Raw genomic sequence first — 21,480 nt, 5'->3', positions numbered from 1 at the left:
TGCTTTTAAGTGCAACTAACCTTAGTTTTAATGTTTAAGAAATTTACTAGGCAGAAAAAAAAGGCAAAGAAAACCCGTGGTAGCTAATTATTCACTATCCATTTTTTAAGTTGGCGTTTTTTTATGTTTTAAACGCTTTATAAGCGCGTTTCAGCTTATGTGGGTAGAATTTTTATAAAGACATAAGGTGCACATAGTGCAAAAAATTAAACATGAGACGCCAGATACGTGAGTTTTTTTGTCATTTAATCTGTACAGAGAAGATAAATAAATAGCTTCAGTTTCATGATAAGGGGGCTGGCGGAGTTTGTCAAGCAAGTTTTTCTTTTCCGTGAATTCCCTTTGAAGTCGAGTATTGAAAATTGACTGGAGAGTTGTGGATTACTTTGTATATGTCATAACAAGCCATGGCACTCTCAGCAAAACCACTTAATATTAACTTTAGTTTGCCTGAATAAGTAGCTATATCTCCGATTGCATATATTCTATCTCTACTGGTTTTTAAGGTAGTCGGATCAACAACTATGCGGCTATGTTCTAACTCTATACCCCAATTGTTTATTGGACCAAGATTCATTGATAGTCCAAAAAATGGCAGCAAAAAATCAGCGGATATTTCTTTTTCTTCCTTAGAGGCAATGTTTTTTACTATCACTGCGCTCAATTGCCCATTACCTCCTGCTAGTTCGTGTAATTGATATGGCACTACCAGTTCTATTTTTCCATCAATTTCAAGTGATTCTAATTTATTTCTAGTTTCAGGAGTGCAGCGAAATTCCTTTCTTCTATGTATCACATAAATTTTCTTTGCAACCTTAGAAAGTTCTACGGTCCAATCAGCCGCAGAATCACCTCCCCCTGCAATGACTATAGTTTTGTCCTGAAAATCGGAAATTTTATTTACACTATAAAATACAGATTTATTTTCATATTCTAATATACCATTCAAGGGCGGACGGTTAGGTTCAAACATTCCGTTACCTGCAGCAACAATAACGGCTTTGCATTTTACCTCTGTACCTGTATTAGTTATGATAATAAAGCTTTGATCACAGTTATTCGAAATCTTTTCTACTTTTTGACTTAAATGGTAAATAGGCTTAAATGGCGAAGCTTGCTCCATTAGTTGCTCAATTAATTTTTGGGCAGTAATTACAGGATAACCAGGTATATCATATATTGGCTTTTCTGGGTAAAGAGCTGTGCATTGTCCTCCTGCTTGATCCAAAACATCTATTATATGACATCCCATATCAAGCATTCCCGCTTGAAAAGCAGTGAATATTCCAACAGGCCCTGCACCTATTATTACTATATCGGTTTTCATATTCAGATGGTAATCTATTTATAGATATTAGCTTTCTTTGCTAACAAGGTCAATTTACAAAGGGATGTATTTTTAAAAGATGTGGCTAGATTAGATAAGATTTCCAGCATTACGAGCCACATAGTCCAAATAAGCTCTAAAAATTAGCTAACATAGCGGGATGCTAAGTGCGGACGGAATGGGATTCGAACCCATGGTACGCTCATCACGTACGTCAGTTTTCAAGACTGGTGCCTTAAACCGCTCGGCCATCCGTCCATTTCTTTTCTATCACAACATTTGATTTTAAGCAATCTATAAAAGCTTTACTTGCCCACGCAAAAGTTGCTAAACACACTACTCAATATTTCCTCAACATCAATAATTCCAATCACCGCACCAAGTTCAAATGCAGCAAGCCTCAAATCTTCAGATATCAACTCAATTGGATTATCGATATTAAAACGTTGTAAATGTTCCAGTGCTTTCTTCATGTGATTCCTATGTCTTTGCCGAGTAATCACAGGAGTGTCTCTATCATGCCCAAATTTTTCCTCTGCCTTCTCTTTTATGAGAGAGATCAATTTGTTTGTACCTATTTCCTTTAGAATAGAAATGGGTAGAAGATCTATGCCATTAATTTTTATATTGTGATTATTGATAACATCGTCAGCTTTGCTCAATACATAAATAGTATCGCTATTTACAACGTTGCAATTGATATTATAACGTTGTTCAAAAGGAAATAGTTCTATTCTTAAATCAGCTTCAAAAGACCTCTTTTTCGCTCGACTTATACCTTCTGATTCTATTGGATCTGAACTTTCACGAATTCCAGCGGTATCAGAGAGAATGATTGGGTATCCGCCAATGTCAATATGAGCTTCAAGTATATCTCTTGTTGTGCCTGCATATTCAGAAACAATAGCAATATCACGCTTGGCTAAGAAATTAAACAGAGTTGATTTACCGACATTTGGTTCACCAGTTATTACAATATGTAAACCCTCACGCAACCTTTCGCCCCGTCTATTATCATTTAAATGCTCTTGTATCAACCGCACGAGAGATTGCACTTCATTATTAATTTTTTCCAATTCACTTTTTTCTGCCCAAATGTCCTCTGGAAAGTCTATATATGCTTCGATTTTGGATTGTATCGTTATTAATCTTTGCCTCCAATTGCTGTATAGTCTCTCCAATTCTCCTGATATCTGCTTAATCGCTTGTTTGGCTTGCATTTTCGTCTCAGCATCAATTAAGTCTGCAATTCCTTCTATTTGAGTTAAGTCAAATTTACCATTTAGAAAAGCCCTAAGTGAGAATTCTCCAGGCCTGGCCATAACGAAAATTTTTGATAATTCCTCCAAGATGATTTTTATGACTGCCTTACTTCCATGCACTTGTAACTCTATAACATTCTCGCCAGTGAAACTGTTTGGAGCAGGGAAATAGATGATTATTCCATTATCTATCAATTGATTGGAATCATCATATAGATCAACTAAAGTAGCAAATCTTGGTTTAATTTCTTTCTTAATATGAAAATGATTTAAAGCTTTAAGCGCGTAGTTGCCTGAAATTCTGATTACTGCAACTCCTGACTTACCAAATACGGTCGATAAAGCAAAAATAGTTTCATTTGTGTTTGTCATTATTTATATAAACTACTTAGCAATATTACACTTAAGAAACCAAAATACCTAATTTGAAAATATTCAAAATTTTTATCTATCTTGCTAGTTTATATTAATGCAGTACTATCATACTAGTGAATGTATTATATAGAAAAGCTGTAAAAGTCACCCAGGTGAAAATATTTATTTTGAAAACTGATAATATGATTTATAATGACTGACACAAGTTTTAAATATTTTATGCTCAAGAAATTAGCTTGGTACTGGTCTTTTGTAGAGTTAATTAAAGGGTTTGTTATTACATTAAAATATATGTTTAAGCCAAAGGTTACTTTGAGGTATCCTATGGAGAAGGGCCCTTTAAGTCCAAGGTTTCGTGGTGAGCATGCGTTGCGTAGGTATCCAAACGGTGAAGAACGATGCATAGCTTGTAAATTATGCGAAGTTATCTGCCCTGCTCAAGCAATAGTTATTGAAGCAGAGGAAAGAGAAGACGGTAGTCGACGCACCACGCGCTATGATATTGATATGACAAAATGCATATACTGCGGACTTTGCCAAGAGGCATGTCCAGTTGATGCAATTGTTGAAGGTCCTAACTTTGAATTTGCTACTGAAACAAGAGAGGAGCTAATGTACAATAAAGAAAAGTTATTGCGTAATGGTGAAGTTTGGGAAGACGCAATTGCACTCAGGTTAAAAAAGAATAGGCCTTATTATTAATGTTCAGAGCTTATAACCCTGTTATCCATTATGATTTAGGGGCAGTGCCCACTAGGGGTGGTGTCATCCCAGTAGCTGATACACAACTGTACGAACATTTGTTTGCGAGGGCAGTATGTTAAATGTTATAGCCTGTTTTGCCTCAAACACAAAGGTGTCATCCCAGTGCTTGACACTGGGATCCAGTAAAATTGATTGTGAACAAGCACACTATACAACATTTTCAATGAAATTACAAAAAAGCTGGATTCCAGTGTCAAGCACTGGAATGACACCATTTGCTGTGCAATTTACCTTCGAAAATGAATGTTCGTATGGCTATGTGCGTGACACTGGGATGACACCGTTGGAAGAAGCAAACCGCCTTCAAGCTACATGTCCGTATAGGTTTATTTATGATTAGGATTACTTTTTCAACCGAACAAAAAGTAAAAGAATACAGTGGTAAAGTCACTGGCTTTGATATATTACAACCGGATGCTTTGAAAGAAGCAATTGCCTTTAAGGTAAATGGTGAGTTGCATGATCTCTCACGTGAAATTGAAGCTGATGCAGAGATAGAGGTGATACAACTGAGTGACGAAGTGGGTTTAGATATAATAAGGCATGATGCTGCTCACATAATGGCGCAGGCAGTGAAAGAGCTATTTCCTAATACTCAGATTACTATCGGCCCAACAATTCAGGACGGTTTTTACTATGATTTTGCTACAGATCGTACCTTCACTACGGACGATCTTACCGCAATAGAAAAGAAAATGAAAGAGATTGTAAAAAGTAACCACAGATTTGTTCGAGAAGTTTGGACTCGCAAGCAGTTAGTTGATTTCTTTAGTGGTATAGGCGAAAAATATAAGGTTGATATTATCTCATCCATACCAGAGGGTGAAAACCTAACTGTTTATAGACAAGGCGATTTTGTAGACCTATGCCGTGGTCCGCACTCACCATCAACCGGTAGAGTTAAAGCGTTCAAACTTATGAAAGTAGCGGGTGCATACTGGCGAGGTGATGCAAATGGCCCAATGTTGCAGCGAATATATGGTACAGCATGGAGAAATAAGGATGAATTAAACGCTTACCTTGAGTGCCTCAAAGAAGCAGAAAAACGTGATCACCGCAAAATTGCCAAGGATATGGATTTATTTCACATCCAAGAGGAAGCTGTCGGGCAGGTTTTTTGGCATGAACAAGGATATATTTTATATAATGTTCTTGAGTCTTACATCAGAAAGAAGCTAATAAATAATGGCTATTTTGAGGTAAAAACTCCTATTTTAGTAAGCAAAGAACTGTGGGAAAAATCTGGACATTGGGATAAGTTTCGTGAAAATATGTTTATTGTTGATGAATCTGAAAGCAAAAAGCTAGCAATAAAACCCATGAATTGTCCTTGTCATGTGCAGATTTTTAATTCTCACACCAGAAGCTATCGTGATTTACCGATACGTATGGCAGAGTTTGGCACATGCCATAGAAATGAAAGCTCAGGCTCATTGCACGGACTGATGCGAGTGCGTGGTTTTACGCAAGACGATGCACACATTTTTTGTATGGAAGAACAAGTGAATTCTGAGACTATAAAGTTTTGTGACCTTTTAAAAGAAGTATATTCAGAGCTTGGGTTCAATGAAATTTCTGTGAAATTTTCAGACCGTCCAGATGTTAGGGCAGGAGATGATGAAGTGTGGGATAGAGCTGAAAAAGCGCTGCTTGAAGCCGTTCAAGCAGCGGGCTTAAGTTATGAACTGAGCCCTGGTGAAGGTGCATTTTATGGTCCAAAGTTAGAGTTTGTCTTGAAAGATGCAATAGGCAGAAATTGGCAATGTGGAACATTGCAAGTTGATTTCATTTTACCAGAACGTCTGGGAGCTTTTTATATAGGGGCAGATGGGCACAAGCATCACCCTGTCATGTTACATAGGGCAATTCTTGGGACTTTTGAGCGTTTTATTGGAATTTTGATAGAAAATTACGCAGGAAAATTTCCAGTTTGGCTTGCTCCAACGCAACTTGCTATTCTGACCATTACAAATGAGGCTGACGGTTACGCCACAGAAATCAGCAATGTCTTAAAAGAACAAGGTGTGAGAGTCAAGACTGATTTGACCAATGAAAAAATTAGTTATAAGATACGTTTGCATAGTCTAAACAAGGTTCCTATATTGTGGATTGTAGGCAAAAATGAAGTTACAAGTAAAACTGTGTCAGTGAGAAATTTAGGATCGGAAAGACAGGAGTCTTTTTCTTTGGAGAAGGCTATTGAATTGTTGTTAAAAAGTATTAATTTGAATTAAGGGAGTTAAAGTTTGCAAGTTAAAAAGAACAATAAAAACAGAATTAATGGATTCATCACAGCTAAGGAGGTACGCTTAGTTGATCATAGTGGTGAAATGGTCGGAATCGTGCTAATAGAACGAGCTTTGGAACTTGCACAGGGCGTTGGTTTAGACTTGGTAGAAATTGTACCTGATTCAACCCCTCCAGTATGTAAAATTCTGGATTATAGTAAACAAAAGTATGACATAAAAAAGAAAGCAAGTGAAGCAAAAAAGAAACAAAAAACATTAACTATAAAAGAAATTAAACTGGGTCCCAATATTGGTGATCACGATTACGGAACAAAATTGCGTCAAGCAAGAGACTTACTTGCCCACGGACATAAAATTAAAGTCACAATGAGATTTAGAGGGAGAGAGCTTATAAACACTGAAGTTGGACTGGAAAAATTAGAACGGCTAATTCGAGACACTGAAGATATCGCAAAGGTAGAATTGGCACCTAAAAGAGAAGGGAATCAATATTTTTTAGCTCTGGTTGCTAAGTAGTAAGACGGCTTAAGAAGTATAAGTAGAGTTAAACTATCGCTCTCTCTTTGATAACATGGCGAAAATGTCTTATTAATCCTTGAATCGGCCAAGCTGCAGCATCGCCAAGCGCGCAAATTGTATGTCCTTCTATTTGAGTTGTAAGGTCAAGCAGCTTATCTATTTCATCAGGCTTAATATCTCCTGCCACCATCCTCTTCATAATCCTCCACATCCATCCAGTACCTTCACGGCATGGTGTGCATTGTCCACAGGACTCGTGCATATAAAAGTGTGATAACCTCTCTATTGCAGCTATTATATCAGTTGATTTATCCATCACTATTACAGCAGCAGTACCAAGCCCTGATTGTGCAGTTCTTAATGAATCAAAATCCATTTCAATAGTATCGCATATAGATTTTGGAATTAATGGCACTGAAGACCCACCAGGTATTACAGCAAGTAAATTATCCCAACCTCCTCGCACTCCACTTGCGTATTTTTCAATTAATTCACGTAGTGGAATTCCGAGCTCTTCTTCAACATTACACGGGTTGTTTACATGTCCTGAAATACAAAAGACCTTGGTACCAGTATTATTTGGTTTACCAAGAGATGCAAACCATTCTCCTCCGCGATTTAGAATATCTGGAACCATGGCTATAGTTTCAACGTTGTTTATTGTGGTTGGGCAGCCAAAAAGTCCAACACCTGCGGGAAATGGAGGCTTCATGCGAGGAAAGCCCTTTTTTCCTTCAATTGATTCAAGTTGAGCTGTTTCTTCTCCACATATGTAAGCTCCTGCACCCCTATGGATAAACACATCAAGATCATAACCTGATTTGCAGGCATTTTTTCCAATTAAGTTTTCTTTATAGGCTTCCTCAAGTGCTTTTTTTAGAACTAAATATTCATTATAAAATTCACCCCTGATATAAATATACGCAACTGATGCGCTGATCGCTCTGCCAGCCAGGAGAATTCCCTCAAGTAACTTATGTGGCTCATATCGCAATATATCTCTATCTTTACATGTACCAGGTTCTGACTCATCTGCATTGACTACTAAATATGCTTTTGGGAGATTTTTGGGCATAAAGCTCCACTTAAGGCCGGTGGAAAATCCTGCACCCCCTCGACCTCTCAAACCAGATTTCTTTACTTCATCAATGATCTTTTCTGATCCTAAATCTAGTAACTCCTTTGTTTTTTGCCAGCTACCACGTTTTTTTGCACCCTCAAGTAGTGGAGTTTCTTTACCATTTAGGTTGGTGAATATTTTGTCTTGTTCTTTTAGCATGTTTTTCAAAATTTGTGAGTGATCCCGACGCGATTCGAACGCGTGACCCACTGATTAAAAGTCAGTTGCTCTACCGGCTGAGCTACGGGATCATTTCATTTTTCAGCTATACTAAACATCAATACAGTTTTTATCCGTTTTAATCAAACTAAAATTTTCATGTGTGGTTAAATAAATTATATAATATACTGCGTTAGTGATAATTTAGTTAAAAAATCTATGGATAATTTAAAAAAATTTCCAAAGGAAAACTTCTTGTTAATTTTCGGTTCACAGATTCATTTGGCAAAGCTTATAGTGTGATGTACAAATCTGAAAAGACAAAAAGATAGAGAATTGTACATAACTGCAGAATTTGTGCACTATTTAGCAATAGCCTAACAGATAAATATTTCTTGCATTTCAGCCTGAGTGATTTATGCTTTAAGCAAGAATTACCTGGGGGTATAGCTCAGCTGGTAGAGCATCTGTTTTGCACGCAGAAGGTCAGCGGTTCGATCCCGCTTGCCTCCACCAATATAGGTTTCAGCATATCATAAAGTCAGCCTATTTAGCCCATGAGTGTTTTATACTAGTTTCCTAAAAATCCCTATTGCTTTTCGTAACTTCTCTCTACACAAGTAATGTTTGTTATTATAATTCTAATATATACCAACTTAACAATAAATTAATCAATGAATGTTAGAATAGCTATAATTAAATTTATTAGGTAATACTCATGAGTGGAAAAAAACATGTTTTTAAGATGGTGCCTGGAAAAGAGGTGCTTAAAGACCAAGTTAGACATAACATAGATTGGTCTAGAACGCATCGTACACCTGTTAAAAAAGTTGAGCTTGTACCACTGGATGATAAAAATGATGTAGTACTAAACTTACCTGCAAAATTTTGCGGCGATCTTTGCCGAGACCATTTCATATGCATAGAGGAAAATGAAGAAGGTCTGGCAAGCAAGGCAGAACACGATTCTAGCTCAGATTATGTAAACAATAAGCATGCATTTGTATATTACGGTAATACATTAGCTAAGTTATCAATCGCAACAAATTTTGTGAAGGGTATGGTCATTAGTGGTTGTAGGAGTACTGTTGGGTCGGAACAACTGAAATACCAATATGTAACATGGGAAGAGTCAGATACTGGTAACAATAAATATTATTTTTCAGACAAGGAAGGAAATATAATCGACTCACCTGACAATGAGGCATTACAAGACATTATGTTATACTGCGGTGAGAGACAGATGATAAGAGATATAGTACTACCCAATATACCAGAGAGTATACTATTATCAAACGCATTTGCCAAAATTTTTGCTGAGAACTTAACAGAAAACCAGTTAAAGACTCTTGCCAATACCCTTAGTAACGAGCAATTGCAAAAAATAATTCCTGAACTGAATTCAAATCAACTGCAGGTTCTTGCACAGAATTTAACGGATGGACAGCTACAAAAAATAATTCCTGAACTGAGCTCAAGTCAGTTGCAGGCTTTAGCAGAGAACTTAACAGATGAACAACTCCAAGCTTTAGTAGATCATCTAACCAATCACCAATTACAAACTCTTGCTCAGGAACTAAATCCAGAAAAATTACAAATAATTGTTCCTATTTTAAATGATGCTCAGCTTGAAGCTCTAGTTAGAGACTTAAATCCAGAGCAAGTAAAAGAAATTTTACCTCACTTAAAAGTGGATCAGTTCAAAGCACTTATTAAAACTTTAAATGACGAGCAATTTACAGTGCTTGCAAAAGACTTAGCTGAGCACCACTTGACAATACTCTCCAAAGAATTAGAAGGTGATCAGTTGAAAGCTTTAGTAAATAGTCTGCAAGAAGACCAACTGAAAGACTTAGTTAATAAGCTTGATCATGAGAAACTCGAATTAATTGCTCAGGATTTAACTGATTCTAATAAGATTCAGATTATCATTAAGTCTTTAGTTGATAATCCAGAAAAACTTCAAGCTTTTGCTCGCAATATGTCTAATGAGCAGTTTAAAGAACTTTTGGATAACGTAGGCGCAGAAGAGCTTAAAGACATCATTCACAAACTGCCTTATGAGAAAGTGACAGCTGTGATCGGTGATCTCAGCAATCAAGATCAAAGCTATTATTGATGCATTAAAAGGGGAACTTGAAGAGCAGAGTAAACAGAACAAGGAAATGATTGAGATGCTCAAGCAAATCAAGGACGATATGCCAGAAATCGGACAGGCTCCAGACTTCACAATAGTAGACATTAATAATGACTCACTGTTATTTGTATAGTAGTGATTTATAAAGATAGGTAGTTTTTTTATAGGAGGTAACTATTATGAATAAAAATATAAAATTATATTCTAGTGAAGAAGTTGAATCAAATAATGCATTGCAACTTCAGAAACCGGCGTTTGATAAACCAAATTTTGCAATACCAGAAATAAAGAAGATTACTACTAAAAGCGCACCGGATGGGATTGATATAACCAAGGTCATGAAAGAAGAAGAGATTAATGCTATACCGGCAATCACGGTAAGCGTTAAGAATCTTAAAAATTTTTATGATGGTCTGATGAAAAGTATTAATAAATATAACGGCGATATAAGTGAGGCGATTACAAATGGCGTAGTAACACCACTGTCATTAACTATAGAAAACATAGGCGCAAAGACAAGCGAGATAGACGCTAAACTTAAAGATCTTCAGACTAGACTTGATGATATACCAGAGATTGGAGAAGCTCCTCCATTACTCCATATTACTGGTGAAGAGAACGGATTGCTTTAATAAAAAAGGTAATAGCTTGCTAGCAGGCTATTACTTTCTCCACATACCATTTCAATGTAGCTGAGTTGATTTTGAAAATTATAATTTTTTATAGGAGTTAATATGAGTAATTACAGTAGACTTCTTTCAAAATTCATGTATGGAGCTCAAAATTGTGAATTGCAGCAATCAAATTAAACCTTAAACCAAAACGTTTTCGTCGGTTTCTATACCTGTCCGAGATGATTTTAAACCTTTTCAATAAGCCAATTACGTTTTCAACAATTGCCCTTTGGCTCATAAGTGCCCTGTTCTCTTTTTTTTGTTCTTTGCTTAACGGATTCTTTTTCATTTTCCTGTGCGGTAATACAACATTTTTGTGTATCTTCTGCATTCCCCTGTAGCCGGCATCAGCTAAGATTTTGGTGTCCGGTAATATTGCTACCTTTGATTCTCTAAACATCCGAAAATCGTGTTTTCTACCATTCGAGAAAGATGTGCATATGACTTTTTTACTCTTCTTCTCTGTTACTATTTGTGTTTTTATAGTATGCCTTTTTTTCTTTCCAGAGTAGAAGGGCTTTTGCTTTTTTTTGGTCTCTCTACTGGCGTTTCAGTTCCGTCTATTACTAAAACTTCATATTCTACATCACTCTTTAATAGCTCTTTTTTTCCTGGTAATGCAAAATCTGGATGTTTTATTAATATGTCTTCTACCTATCTTATTATTTTAAAACTGTTACTTTCACTCATGCCATAGCTTTGCCCAATATGAAAATATGTACGATATTCTCTTATATATTCCAGTGCCATAAGTAGCCTGTCTTCTATGCAAAGTTTACTTTTTCTTCCACTTCTAGCTTTTTTTCTTTTATCCTCCACTTCTAGAATTTCTACCATTCGCTCAAATGTTGCTTTTTTTACCCCTGTTAAACGTCGAAACTTTTCTCCTTCTAACTTTTCTATTTCCTTATATTTCATGCTTTCAAATACTTCATCTTACACTCCCTCTAACAATTTTGAAAGAAGTCTAATGAGAATAGGTTTTTGCGGATTTTGGACTTTTTGAAAATTAGTTGGGGATATATTAATACGGGTTGGTCAGCCACGAAAAAGAATGAGAGTATAGAAGGAAAAGCATTGGATGCGGCACATGATACTTATAAGGAAGTAGAGACATTTCTTCAACATTTCGAGTCAAATTATGAGAAAGCTGGGGCTTTTTTAGGTGATTTATTTTCTGATGAAGGAGAAACATTTAAAAATGATGTATGGCCTAAAATAGAAGAGCATTTGCATGGAATGTGGGATAGATTTTTTAAGGATGTTGAATTCAAGGTTGGGAGTAGATTAGATGAGGTAAGCTTGGCACAGCCAAAGCAGGAAACTACGATTGCGGCTTAATGATAAGCTCTCAAAGTTCCTCCGGTATTTTCACATACTAAATTAACTATAGCACTTGATTCTTTTTGGATTTCTTCTTCAGTTAAAGTGTGAGTTGGAGAGCAGAAAGTGACTGACAATGCTATAGACATTTTATTCGGCTCTATATTATTCCCGTGGTATATATCAAATACTAAAACTTCTGTGATGAGCTCTGAGCTTTTTTTCACCATATTGACTATGTTACCTGCTTCTACATCCTTATTTACAATAAACGCAAAATCACGCTTTACACTTTGGTATTTATAATCGATAAATTTCTTTCTACGTGCAGGTAAATTTTCAATATTTTCTAGTATTACCTCAAAACCTACAACTTTTTGCTTGATATCAAAAAGATCTAATATATTAGGATGCAACTCTCCAAAATAACCTGCTACTTTATTCTTAAAAAAGAGAGTGCCTGACTTTCCTGGGTGGTAATGTTCTTTTTCTGCTCTCTCTATCGTTAAATTATCACAATTAACGTTAAAAAACTCCAAAGCTGCTATGCAATCAGCCTTTGCGTCAAAAACATCTACTTTCCTATCAGTATTATAATGATTTCTCGGCAAATTATTTCCTGTTCTTATTCCACTTAAAACATATTTAGGTTGATTGAGAATACCTTCATTATCATAAATCGGTCCAATTTCAAAGATTGCAAGGTCAGATATTCCATGAGCGATATTATCGGCAGTAATTTGCAACAAATTTGGCATGATACTTGGTCTCATTATATTAAAGTTATGATTAAACGGATTATCGATGATAAATAACTTATTCAAGTAACCAAATTTTTCAGCTGTTGATTCACTCATAAACGACCAGGTTAGCACTTCATGAAACCCTCTGTTTGTCATCAAAATACGCAAATTGTCGTATGTACTATCTACTTCTTCAACATTATTTGGTAGTGGTTCTTCTTTTATTTTGTCATAGCCGTATATTCTTGTTACTTCTTCAATTAGGTCAGCCGGTATTGTCACGTCCGGTCTCCAGCTTGGTACTTGTACATTCCAATTGCCTTCGGTTTTTTTATCAATACTAAACCCTAGTTTCGTTAAGATATCGAACACTTCATCAGGCGATACAGATACACTTCCAAACTTGTTTATATCTTGGTAATCAAGGCTTATCTTAGCATCATTCCGGCATGTTTTTTCCTGGATCCCAGTGTCACACACTGGAATGACAGAGGTGTATTCTTTATCTAGATTACCGGCAGACACTACGCTTGAGATCTCTCCACCACATAACTCCAAGATCATCTGAGTTGCAAGATCCAGCCCATCAAGAGTGAATCCAGGATCAACTGAGCGTGCAAATCTGTAACTAGCGTCTGTGGAGATGTTTATTTGCCTTGCAGATTTAGCGATAGATATAGGGTCAAACCAAGCAGACTCTAAAAAGATATCAGTAGTTTCAAGTGTACATCCACTGCACTTTCCACCTATAATTCCAGCAACTCCATGAATATTTTTATCACCTGCAATAACGCTTATGTCTTTGTTTAATAAGTATTCTTTACCGTTTAAACCAGCAAATTTTTCTCCGTCATTTGCTTTGCGTACTGTGAGCTCTCCTTCTATTTTTTTTGCATCATACGCGTGCATTGGGCGGCTGAAAGATATCATAATATAGTTAGTAATGTCAACTATTGCAGAAATGGAGCGCATTCCTATCGATTCCAGCCTATCTTTTAACCATTTTGGGCTTTCTTGATTTTTTACATTGGCAATGTATATTCCACTAATAAAACTTTCCCTGTCGGTAACTTCAACATCGATTGGTGAATTTATGGAGCTAGTAAGTTGTGGAATGCTTAAAGTCTTTAATGTCCCAATTCCAGTTGCAGCAAGGTCGCGAGCTATTCCATAAATGCCTAAGCAATCTCCACGGTTTGGAGTAACATTTATATCAATTACAGGGTCACAATTGAAAAATTTATCCCCTACTTTATAATCATTAGAAAGTTCAATTATTCCTTCACTTTCTTCTTGAGTAAATGCAAGTTCAGAAGCAGAGCAAAGCATCCCTTCACTTAGCACTCCTCGTATTTTTGTGGGCTTGATTGTGAAATCACTTTCTGGCAATGTGCTACCAAGAGATGCAAGCACAGTTTTCATACCTTCTCTAACATTGTTTGCTCCGCAAACTATTTGTAGAATTTTACTTCCGTCATCTACTTTACATAATTTTAATTTATCAGCATTTGGATGAGGTACGACTTCTAATACCTCTGCAACGATAAACCCAGTCAATCTGGAATTATCGATCACATCTTCTACTTCTAACCCTATGTGAGTTAATTTATCGGTAATTTCTTCTAAACTAGCATTGGTTTCTAAGTACTCTAATAACCAAGATAATGTGAATTTCATGGACCTAAAAAGAAGTGAAAAAGTTATTGTAATGTAAAGTGTAGTGATTTTAAAGCTTATTGTAGTGAAATGAAAAGTGACTTCTGTATCATGAGCAATGATGCAGAAGTTTTTGTAACTTTATATCTTCTTGATATCACCTTTTAAATCTATCTCCGTAAAGAATTTAAGATTCATATTGTGGTTATCTGCATGGAAGCTATGAATGTAGCCATCTATAGTTAAGTCTCCTATCATATTATGGCTTTCATCTAGTATTTCGCTTCCTATTTGATAATGGCCAGTATATTCGTTAAAGGAACCATCTGTCAATTTGATGTATCCGTTACCAAATTCCTGCTCTAAATTTAAGGGATGATTAGCGTTAATAAAATCTATTTCGTTCATTATATACCTCACTAAAAATTAAATTATAATTAAAATAAGATGTTAAGTCAAATAATTTAATAAGATTAGTAAATTTTAAAATACAGAGCTGACTGTAATTAACACTCTAATTACATATTTTGTTAATGTATCAATGTTATAATAACACAGAGCCTTATCTTAACCCTTGACTTTGTCCTATAAAATTCATACTTTATTTACTGTTATAGTTCAAGTACATAGGGTCAAAATGGCGTTAAATCCGCTAGAGCAATTTAAAGTATATACGATAATAGAGTTACCTAGGTTATTTGGGTATGACGTAAGCTTTACCAATTCATCTCTTTTCATGATGATTTCGGTGATATTGATGATACTCTTTTTGCTTTTTGGAATAAAGAAGGGGTCAGTAATACCAGGATATTTGCAAGCTGCAGTTGAGTATGTATATGATTTTGTTATTTCAATAATAGAAAGTAACACTGGAAGCAAAGGCTTGCAGCACATTCCATTGATATTTACAGTGTTTATTTTCATTTTATCATGTAATTTGGTTGGTGTTCTTCCTTATAGTTTCACGGTCACAAGTCATGTGATAGTCACCTTCGCTTTATCGATGGTAGTTTTTACTTATATAACGATTGTTGGATTTAAAGAAAGGGGAGTAGAATTTTTACGCATATTGCTACCAAAAGGAACTCCTTCGTGGCTTGCACCTATAATAATTATTATTAAGTTGTTTGCTTATTTAGTAAGGCCGATTAGCCTATCAATAAGGCTTGCAGCAAATATGATTGCGGGTCATACAATCATCAAAGTGATAGCAGGGTTTATTGTAAATATGAACATATTTCTCACTCCTGCGCCGTTTTTGTTCATAATTGCATTGATAGGGTTTGAAGTATTTGTTGCAATTTTACAAGCTTATATATTTACTATATTAACATGTGTATATTTGTCAGATGCAGTAAAGTAATTGACTTCCTTGTAGAATATTTTACAATTATATTATAAAGAAATAATTAAAGGTAATATATGGATTTAGGAGCTTTAAAATTTATAGCAATTGGTTTAGCTGTGTTTGGAATGCTCGGTGCTGGTTTAGGTATAGCTAATATCTTCTCTGCTATGTTAAATGGGATTGCGAGAAACCCTGAATCAGAAGGTAAAATGAAAAGTTATGTTTATATTGGTGCTGCCATGGTTGAAATCATGGGATTGCTTGCGTTTGTACTTGCAATGTTATTAATATTTGCTGCTTAACAGATGCCACAACTTGATGTTTCAACTTTCTTTTCTCAAGTTTTTTGGTTTTTAATTTTTTTTTCTTCACTTTTTTTTGTAGTAAGTTGTTTATTTTTGCCAAAGTTAGATGAAATAATAAGCACTAGAAGTAAAGAAGTATTGGATTCTTTTAATAGTTCTGTTCATCTTTTAAGACTTACGGAAGATCAGATTGCCAAGTATAATGCCGCTTTAAACCAAGCTAGAATACAGGCAAAAAAAATCATAGATGATGCACTTGCTCAGGTAGAAGAAATGAGAGCTAATGTTAAGAATATATTAGAAGAGGAAGACAAAAAAATGAGCAAGCTTATTGAAGAAAAAGTGGCAGAATTTAAATCTGAATATACTGATCAGTTAAAACAAATGGCTACTAGTATTGCTTTAATTTATTATACTAAATTGACCAATTCTGAAATTGAAGAGGAATTTATTGCTGACTTGGTGTCCAAAGAATTTTAGGGGTTTTTATGTCTACATCAATGATTATCGGTCTTGCCTTTTTGGTAATTTTTGTCCTTTCGTATAAATTGCTGAAGAAAGTGATAAAAAATGCGCTTAACAATAAGCGTAACAAAAGCAAATTTTCAAGTGAAGAAACTGAAAAATTCAGGAAAGATATGTTGGAGTATTACAAAAAATCTTCTGAAAAATACAAAAAATTAGATGCAGAAGTTAATAAAATGATGAATGAAACACTTGATAAAGCTAATAGTATCATTAAGCACAATAGACAGCAGCTAGATCAGACGTTAGATGACAATGCCCATTCTAATTTGAAGAAAGTCACTGACCAAGTTGAAAAAGCTCTTGGAGATTTACAGGCTAACACAGCGAGTATAGCTGCTGATGCTGTAAAAAAAATAATGCATGAACGTAAAGATGATAAGCGTAGTAGTGAGGTCATATCTTCATTTTCACGTAACTTAAATAAAAAATTGCATTAGGTTTAATGCCTATACTTCAAGCTGATAATGTAGAAAAAATTAAGTTTGATTCTAGTTTGTGCAAAGAGCAAGAGAAACTTTTTTACTATAAATTTAATATAATTCCTTGGCAAAAATTAAATGATACTACTTTTTTTATGGTTGAAGACACAAGTCTAGATATCACCTGTTGGGTCGAAACTCATTACGGTATTGACTATGTATTAATAAAAGTGGATAGCGAACAGATTTTAAATCTTCTTAACTCGCACTTTGGTATTTCAGAATTTGCAAGCAACTACTTATATTACAAGAATCCTAATTTTTCAGCCAAAAGCATTAAACTAAGCTCAATATTTTTTGCTTCTTTCTTTATTGTAACTTCAATTTTAACACTAACAGAGAAATATAAATATTTTGCTTTGATGTTGATATTTATAATCGGATGTTCTAGCTATTTATTCAAGTTTATAGCTACAATTTTTAACTTATGTGAAACCTCCAACCAAAAAGTGGATTATAGTAAGCTGAGTGAAGAAGATTTTCCTATATATACTATTTTATTGCCTGCTTTTAAAGAAAGTGCAGTGATAGAGCAATTGGTTGAAAGCATTGAAAGTTTGGATTATCCAAAATCAAAATTAGATGTGAAGCTTCAGGTAGAAAGTGATGACCAAGAAACGCTAGCAGCTATAGAAAAGTACACTTTACCGCAGTATTTTGAAGTAATAAAAGTGCCTCATTCTTTGCCTAGAACAAAAGCCAAGTCATGCAATTATGCTATGAGCTTTGCTAGAGGAAAGTATGCAGTAATATATGATGCGGACGATAAACCAGACCCATTGCAGTTAAAAAAAGCACTGATTGAATTTAATAAGGGCGACGATAAGTTAGCCTGTGTACAGGCAAAATTAAATTACTATAATTGTGATTATAATTTTCTCACAAAATCCTTTTCTCTGGAGTATATGAACTGGTTTCAATACTTATTGCCTGGATTCCAAAAAATGAACATGCCGATGCCTTTGGGTGGTAGCAGTAATCATTTTTCAGTAAAAATTCTAAAAAAAGTGTTTTTCTGGGATGCTTATAGTGTTACCGAAGATGCTGACCTCGGTTTGAGACTTGCGCAAATGGGATATAAAACCAGGATGATTGACTCAGAAACATTGGAAGAGTCACCAATTGCTGTATTTGCTTGGATTAAGCAAAGAGCGCGCTGGATCAAAGGCTATATGCAAACTTATATTGTTCATTTAAAAAATATAAAGTCACTTTATAAACACACTGGATTTAAGGGAATTTTGCTATTGAATCTTTTTGTTGGCTCTGCAGCTTTTATATTTTTTACTACTCCATTTTTACTGCTTTCATTGATATTAACTAAAGTTTTAAATGAATTATTTTTGTACTACTTTGTAGTGGTATACGTTACTAACCTGATTCTTTTGGTAATAGCTGTCAAACAGCAAAAGATGCCTTTTTATTTTTATATAGTATCGATATTTTTTCCGGTCTATAGTCTGCTACATAGTGCAGCAGCTTTTCTTGCCTTGTGGGAATTTATTCTTTACCCTGAGCGATGGAACAAAACTAAACATGGTTTATGGAAGCAAAACCTGTAGCTATTTGGCTTTTTCTCTGCTCGGTCATGGTAATTCTTATGGTAGGAATTGGTGGATTTACCAGACTTACAAGAGCGGGATTGTCAATCACGGAGTGGAAACCTATTACTGGAACATTACCACCACTGAATGAGCAAGACTGGCTACAAGAAAAATTAAAATACGAGGCTACACCTGAGTATAAAGCATTCAACTATGGTATGAGTATGGAGGAGTTTCGCGCTATATACTTAATAGAATATGTACACAGATTGGTTGCAAGACTAACAGGTTTAGTTTTTGTCCTGCCATTTATATATTTCACATTAAGAAGAAAAATATCTAAAAAAGTAGTAATAAAGCTATTTATGGCATTATTATTTGGAGCTTTACAAGCTTTTGCTGGTTGGTATATGGTTAAAAGTGGTTTAGTAACTGAACCTCATGTTAGCCACTATAGGCTTGCACTTCACTTATTATTAGCATTAATTATCTTTGCATTATTGTCATATCAATTTTTTGATTACCAAATCAGGCCAAAGCAAACTAAACTTAAGATTAGTTGTAACACCAAGTACTACGTAGGAATTATTTTAGTTCTGATCATGATACAAATAATTTTCGGCGCATTTGTTGCAGGATTAAATGCTGGTCTAATTTACAATACCTTTCCACTAATGGACGGACAAGTCGTTCCAGAAGATTTATTTTTCTTACAGCCTATATGGCTGAATATCTTTGAGAACAGAGCAACAGTGCAATTTATACATCGAGCACTGGCATTGCTAATACTAACTTTGGTAGTAATACTCACAGTAAAAAATGCTAGCGTAAAACCGGTATATATTATGCTGCTCTCCATCGTCATTCAGATAATTTTAGGGGTGGTTACTCTTTTGTTACACATACCAATAGCCATTGCCATAGCTCATCAAGTGTTTTCATTTATCTTGTTTGGATCAAGTTTATACTTCTTGTGTTATTTAAGAAAGCAGAGCTAATACTATATCACCAATCTGCACATTTTTTCCTTCTTGAACGGGAATATTTTTTATCACCATTGCTGCTTCAGCACATATAATATTTTCCATTTTCATCGCTTCCACAACAAATAAAGGTTGTCCTATTTCTACCTGATCTCCTACATTTACGTGTAATTTAACTAATAAGCCAGATATTGGGGATCTTACGGCATCTGCTGAAATCCCTTCTGTTTTATTGTTTAGCATTAACTTACTTAATTCAGCTACATGAGATTTGAATACACAACATTCAGCTTTCATGCCTGCATGTCTTATGAAGTATTTACTGCCTTGTTTTTCTACTTTAAGTGTTATATCAGCATCATCATTAATTGTAATATATAGTAACTTATGACTTGATTTCCACTTACCACTTACAGAATATACGTTATGGTTGTATATTGTTATTAACGTATTATCTTGGTACTTTACGTTTACAGAGTACTCATTGTCATTTATTACAACTACAAGCGTTTCATTCACTGCCTTATGATAATACCTTTCTTCATTTTCTAAATGAACATATAACGTAGTGAAAATAAATATTTTAATATACTCTTCTGTAACAAAATCGCCGTGAAACCCACTAGGGTAATGATCTGGAATGAATCTCGTGTGGAGCTTTGCTGCAATAAAATTTGGGTGATGGAAGATGGATTCTAGAAATTCTATATTATTTGTTACTCCTTCTATATAGCATTCAGACAACGCTTTTTGCATTCTGCTAATTGCTTCTATTCTATCTTTCCCATATGTTATAACTTTTGCAATCATTGAGTCATAGAACGTGCTAATTTCTGAACCTGCAGCAACTCCATCGTCTATTCTTACATGATCATTTCCACCCGGTTTATCGTAATATTTTATTCTTCCGCTGGAGGGGAAAAATTTCTTCGATGGGTCTTCAGCACAAATTCTACTTTCTATTGCAGAACCAGTAAGTTTAATATCATCCTGACTGAACCTTAATTTTTCTCCACAGGAAGTTCTAATCATTTCTTCTACTATGTCTATTCCAGTTATAAATTCTGTTACTGGATGCTCAACTTGCAATCTCGTATTTACCTCAAGAAAATAGAAGTTTTGGTCTTTATCTACAACAAACTCAACAGTACCTGCTGAAAAATAACCAACCTGCTTTGCTAGAGAAACACATTGGACATACATTTTTTGTCTTACTTCTTCACTAATGAATGGACTTGGCGTTTCTTCTATTATTTTCTGGTTATTCCTTTGTATCGAGCATTCTCTTTCTCCAAGACACACTATATTGACATATTTATCTGCTATGATTTGTATTTCAATATGTCTTGGCAACTCTATATATTTCTCTATAAAGATACTGCCATCCTTAAAACTTTTCTCTGCTTCATTTGTGGCTGATGTAAATGCTAGTTCAATTTCTTTTTTGGAGTTTACAATTCGCATTCCTTTGCCACCACCGCCTGATGCAGCTTTAAGCATAACCGGAAAGCCAATTTCTTCAGCAACTTGAGCTGCGTGGGCAGCGTCGCTAATCTTACCCATATATCCTGGCACTACATTCACTCCAGCTTTTTTTGCCGCTTCTTTTGCTGTTATTTTGTTGGCTGTAACTTCTATTGTTTCTGCACTGGGGCCGATGAAGTCTATATTATGTTTTTGAAGAGCACGTGGAAAATCTGGATTTTCTGCTAAAAAACCATAGCCAGGATGAACCGCCTCAGCACCTGTTTCAACTGCTACTTCACATATTTTTTCAATGTTTAAGTAACTGAGGCAAGATGGCGAAGGGCCGATATATCTTGACTCATCTGCTTGTCTTACATGCACAGAATTTACATCTGCATCCGAATATATGCATATACAAGATATACCCATCCTACGAGCAGTTCTGATAATCCTGCAGGCAATCTCTCCTCTGTTTGCTATTAAAATCTTACTGTACTTCTTTTCCGTCATCGTATGA

Annotated in this window: 17 protein-coding genes, 3 tRNA genes and 3 pseudogenes; 14 read left to right on the top strand and 9 right to left on the bottom strand. The window is 35.1% G+C overall.

The genetic code is table 11. From position 1 onward, the window contains the following. Positions 1-310 precede the first annotated feature (310 nt). The 3 genes from AABM58_RS01380 to mnmE all read right to left on the bottom strand — a co-directional run bounded on the left by AABM58_RS01380 (position 311) and on the right by mnmE (position 2,961). A complete protein-coding gene (locus AABM58_RS01380) occupies positions 311-1,327 on the bottom strand; it encodes an NAD(P)/FAD-dependent oxidoreductase (protein ID WP_338406090.1) in 1,017 nt (338 codons plus the stop codon). Between the two features lie 170 nt (positions 1,328-1,497). After that, positions 1,498-1,585 (bottom strand) — tRNA-Ser (locus AABM58_RS01375). 47 nt (positions 1,586-1,632) lie between these two features. Then, the gene (gene mnmE, locus AABM58_RS01370) at positions 1,633-2,961 is read right to left on the bottom strand and encodes a tRNA uridine-5-carboxymethylaminomethyl(34) synthesis GTPase MnmE (protein ID WP_338406089.1); all 1,329 of its coding nucleotides are present in this window, start codon (positions 2,959-2,961) and stop codon (positions 1,633-1,635) included. Positions 2,962-3,183: 222 nt separating this feature from the next. Between mnmE and nuoI the strand changes: the two genes are divergently transcribed. The 4 genes from nuoI (at position 3,184) to infC (ending at position 6,494) form a co-directional block, all read left to right on the top strand. Then, the gene (gene nuoI / locus AABM58_RS01365; RefSeq protein WP_038199316.1) at positions 3,184-3,666 is read left to right on the top strand and encodes an NADH-quinone oxidoreductase subunit NuoI; all 483 of its coding nucleotides are present in this window, start codon (positions 3,184-3,186) and stop codon (positions 3,664-3,666) included. A gap of 115 nt (positions 3,667-3,781) precedes the next feature. Beyond that, positions 3,782-4,069 (top strand): hypothetical protein, encoded by a 288-nt coding sequence (locus tag AABM58_RS01360; protein WP_338406088.1) that lies wholly within the window; start codon positions 3,782-3,784, stop codon positions 4,067-4,069. Beyond that, on the top strand, positions 4,062-5,963 hold the full coding sequence (thrS, locus tag AABM58_RS01355; RefSeq protein WP_338406087.1) for a threonine--tRNA ligase: 1,902 nt from the start codon (positions 4,062-4,064) through the stop codon (positions 5,961-5,963). The genes AABM58_RS01360 and thrS overlap by 8 nt, the downstream gene beginning before the upstream one ends. Before the next feature lie 12 nt (positions 5,964-5,975). Beyond that, the gene (gene infC / locus AABM58_RS01350) at positions 5,976-6,494 is read left to right on the top strand and encodes a translation initiation factor IF-3 (RefSeq protein ID WP_338406086.1); all 519 of its coding nucleotides are present in this window, start codon (positions 5,976-5,978) and stop codon (positions 6,492-6,494) included. Between the two features lie 28 nt (positions 6,495-6,522). Here infC and nuoF read toward each other — a convergent pair whose 3' ends face one another. Continuing rightward, positions 6,523-7,776, bottom strand: coding sequence for an NADH-quinone oxidoreductase subunit NuoF (gene nuoF / locus AABM58_RS01345; protein WP_338406870.1), 1,254 nt, complete (start codon positions 7,774-7,776; stop codon positions 6,523-6,525). A 19-nt stretch (positions 7,777-7,795) separates the two neighbouring features. Further along, a tRNA-Lys gene (locus AABM58_RS01340) sits at positions 7,796-7,868 on the bottom strand. 348 nt (positions 7,869-8,216) lie between these two features. Here AABM58_RS01340 and AABM58_RS01335 point away from each other — a divergent pair. From AABM58_RS01335 to AABM58_RS01320, 3 genes and pseudogenes are all read left to right on the top strand, one after another. Beyond that, positions 8,217-8,292, top strand: a tRNA-Ala gene (locus AABM58_RS01335). A gap of 202 nt (positions 8,293-8,494) precedes the next feature. After that, positions 8,495-10,046, top strand: a pseudogene (locus AABM58_RS01330) (magnesium transporter MgtE N-terminal domain-containing protein). Between the two features lie 46 nt (positions 10,047-10,092). After that, complete coding sequence (locus AABM58_RS01320; protein ID WP_338406083.1) at positions 10,093-10,545, top strand: hypothetical protein; 453 nt, start codon at positions 10,093-10,095, stop codon at positions 10,543-10,545. A gap of 133 nt (positions 10,546-10,678) precedes the next feature. On the opposite strand, the pseudogene AABM58_RS01315 reads toward AABM58_RS01320, so the two are convergent. Beyond that, positions 10,679-11,505 (bottom strand): annotated as a pseudogene (locus AABM58_RS01315) (IS5 family transposase). Positions 11,506-11,643: 138 nt separating this feature from the next. Here AABM58_RS01315 and AABM58_RS01310 point away from each other — a divergent pair. Continuing rightward, positions 11,644-11,928, top strand: a pseudogene (locus AABM58_RS01310) (hypothetical protein); the annotation flags it as partial. Here AABM58_RS01310 and pheT read toward each other — a convergent pair. Together pheT and AABM58_RS01300 are read right to left on the bottom strand one after the other, a co-directional pair. After that, the gene (gene pheT / locus AABM58_RS01305; protein WP_338406081.1) at positions 11,925-14,330 is read right to left on the bottom strand and encodes a phenylalanine--tRNA ligase subunit beta; all 2,406 of its coding nucleotides are present in this window, start codon (positions 14,328-14,330) and stop codon (positions 11,925-11,927) included. The pseudogene AABM58_RS01310 and the gene pheT sit on opposite strands and share 4 nt — an antisense overlap. Before the next feature lie 120 nt (positions 14,331-14,450). Continuing rightward, positions 14,451-14,717: a hypothetical protein gene (locus AABM58_RS01300; RefSeq protein ID WP_338406080.1), complete on the bottom strand. Its 267-nt coding sequence runs from the start codon at positions 14,715-14,717 to the stop codon at positions 14,451-14,453. 229 nt (positions 14,718-14,946) lie between these two features. Between AABM58_RS01300 and AABM58_RS01295 the strand changes: the two genes are divergently transcribed. Genes AABM58_RS01295 through AABM58_RS01270 form a run of 6 tightly spaced genes read left to right on the top strand, consistent with a single transcriptional unit; the run spans position 14,947 to position 19,511 of the window. Next, a complete protein-coding gene (locus AABM58_RS01295; RefSeq protein ID WP_338406079.1) occupies positions 14,947-15,672 on the top strand; it encodes a F0F1 ATP synthase subunit A in 726 nt (241 codons plus the stop codon). 59 nt (positions 15,673-15,731) lie between these two features. Further along, the gene (locus AABM58_RS01290; RefSeq protein ID WP_338406078.1) at positions 15,732-15,959 is read left to right on the top strand and encodes a F0F1 ATP synthase subunit C; all 228 of its coding nucleotides are present in this window, start codon (positions 15,732-15,734) and stop codon (positions 15,957-15,959) included. A 3-nt stretch (positions 15,960-15,962) separates the two neighbouring features. Then, a complete protein-coding gene (locus AABM58_RS01285) occupies positions 15,963-16,442 on the top strand; it encodes a F0F1 ATP synthase subunit B family protein (RefSeq protein WP_338406077.1) in 480 nt (159 codons plus the stop codon). Between the two features lie 8 nt (positions 16,443-16,450). After that, positions 16,451-16,927 (top strand): F0F1 ATP synthase subunit B family protein, encoded by a 477-nt coding sequence (locus AABM58_RS01280; protein WP_338406076.1) that lies wholly within the window; start codon positions 16,451-16,453, stop codon positions 16,925-16,927. 5 nt (positions 16,928-16,932) lie between these two features. Further along, positions 16,933-18,531, top strand: a complete 1,599-nt coding sequence (locus AABM58_RS01275) for a glycosyltransferase family 2 protein (protein WP_338406075.1) — start codon at positions 16,933-16,935, stop codon at positions 18,529-18,531. Beyond that, a complete protein-coding gene (locus AABM58_RS01270; RefSeq protein WP_338406074.1) occupies positions 18,513-19,511 on the top strand; it encodes a COX15/CtaA family protein in 999 nt (332 codons plus the stop codon). The genes AABM58_RS01275 and AABM58_RS01270 overlap by 19 nt, the downstream gene beginning before the upstream one ends. On the opposite strand, the gene AABM58_RS01265 is transcribed toward AABM58_RS01270, so the two are convergent. Further along, the gene (locus AABM58_RS01265; RefSeq protein WP_338406073.1) at positions 19,494-21,473 is read right to left on the bottom strand and encodes an acetyl-CoA carboxylase biotin carboxylase subunit; all 1,980 of its coding nucleotides are present in this window, start codon (positions 21,471-21,473) and stop codon (positions 19,494-19,496) included. The genes AABM58_RS01270 and AABM58_RS01265 overlap by 18 nt on opposite strands. Between the last annotated feature and the right edge of the window lie 7 nt (positions 21,474-21,480).

The sequence above is a fragment of the Wolbachia endosymbiont (group A) of Longitarsus flavicornis genome (assembly GCF_963931955.1).
In the GTDB taxonomy this organism is placed as follows: Bacteria; Pseudomonadota; Alphaproteobacteria; order Rickettsiales; family Anaplasmataceae; genus Wolbachia.
The sequence above is the reverse complement of the archived record's forward strand: the minus strand, read 5'-3'. Positions and strand labels throughout refer to the sequence as shown.

What these genes read in the sequence shown, in the direction of transcription:
- pheT (WP_338406081.1), bottom strand. Translation starts at nt 14,330, where the DNA reads ATGAAATTCACATTATCTTGGTTATTAGAGTACTTAGAAACCAATGCT.
- AABM58_RS01360 (WP_338406088.1), top strand. Translation starts at nt 3,782, where the DNA reads ATGTTAAATGTTATAGCCTGTTTTGCCTCAAACACAAAGGTGTCATCC.
- AABM58_RS01320 (WP_338406083.1), top strand. Translation starts at nt 10,093, where the DNA reads ATGAATAAAAATATAAAATTATATTCTAGTGAAGAAGTTGAATCAAAT.
- nuoI (WP_038199316.1), top strand. Translation starts at nt 3,184, where the DNA reads ATGCTCAAGAAATTAGCTTGGTACTGGTCTTTTGTAGAGTTAATTAAA.
- AABM58_RS01265 (WP_338406073.1), bottom strand. Translation starts at nt 21,473, where the DNA reads ATGACGGAAAAGAAGTACAGTAAGATTTTAATAGCAAACAGAGGAGAG.
- nuoF (WP_338406870.1), bottom strand. Translation starts at nt 7,776, where the DNA reads ATGCTAAAAGAACAAGACAAAATATTCACCAACCTAAATGGTAAAGAA.
- AABM58_RS01300 (WP_338406080.1), bottom strand. Translation starts at nt 14,717, where the DNA reads ATGAACGAAATAGATTTTATTAACGCTAATCATCCCTTAAATTTAGAG.
- AABM58_RS01295 (WP_338406079.1), top strand. Translation starts at nt 14,947, where the DNA reads ATGGCGTTAAATCCGCTAGAGCAATTTAAAGTATATACGATAATAGAG.
- AABM58_RS01285 (WP_338406077.1), top strand. Translation starts at nt 15,963, where the DNA reads ATGCCACAACTTGATGTTTCAACTTTCTTTTCTCAAGTTTTTTGGTTT.
- AABM58_RS01280 (WP_338406076.1), top strand. Translation starts at nt 16,451, where the DNA reads ATGTCTACATCAATGATTATCGGTCTTGCCTTTTTGGTAATTTTTGTC.
- AABM58_RS01290 (WP_338406078.1), top strand. Translation starts at nt 15,732, where the DNA reads ATGGATTTAGGAGCTTTAAAATTTATAGCAATTGGTTTAGCTGTGTTT.
- thrS (WP_338406087.1), top strand. Translation starts at nt 4,062, where the DNA reads ATGATTAGGATTACTTTTTCAACCGAACAAAAAGTAAAAGAATACAGT.
- AABM58_RS01270 (WP_338406074.1), top strand. Translation starts at nt 18,513, where the DNA reads ATGGAAGCAAAACCTGTAGCTATTTGGCTTTTTCTCTGCTCGGTCATG.
- AABM58_RS01380 (WP_338406090.1), bottom strand. Translation starts at nt 1,327, where the DNA reads ATGAAAACCGATATAGTAATAATAGGTGCAGGGCCTGTTGGAATATTC.
- mnmE (WP_338406089.1), bottom strand. Translation starts at nt 2,961, where the DNA reads ATGACAAACACAAATGAAACTATTTTTGCTTTATCGACCGTATTTGGT.
- AABM58_RS01275 (WP_338406075.1), top strand. Translation starts at nt 16,933, where the DNA reads ATGCCTATACTTCAAGCTGATAATGTAGAAAAAATTAAGTTTGATTCT.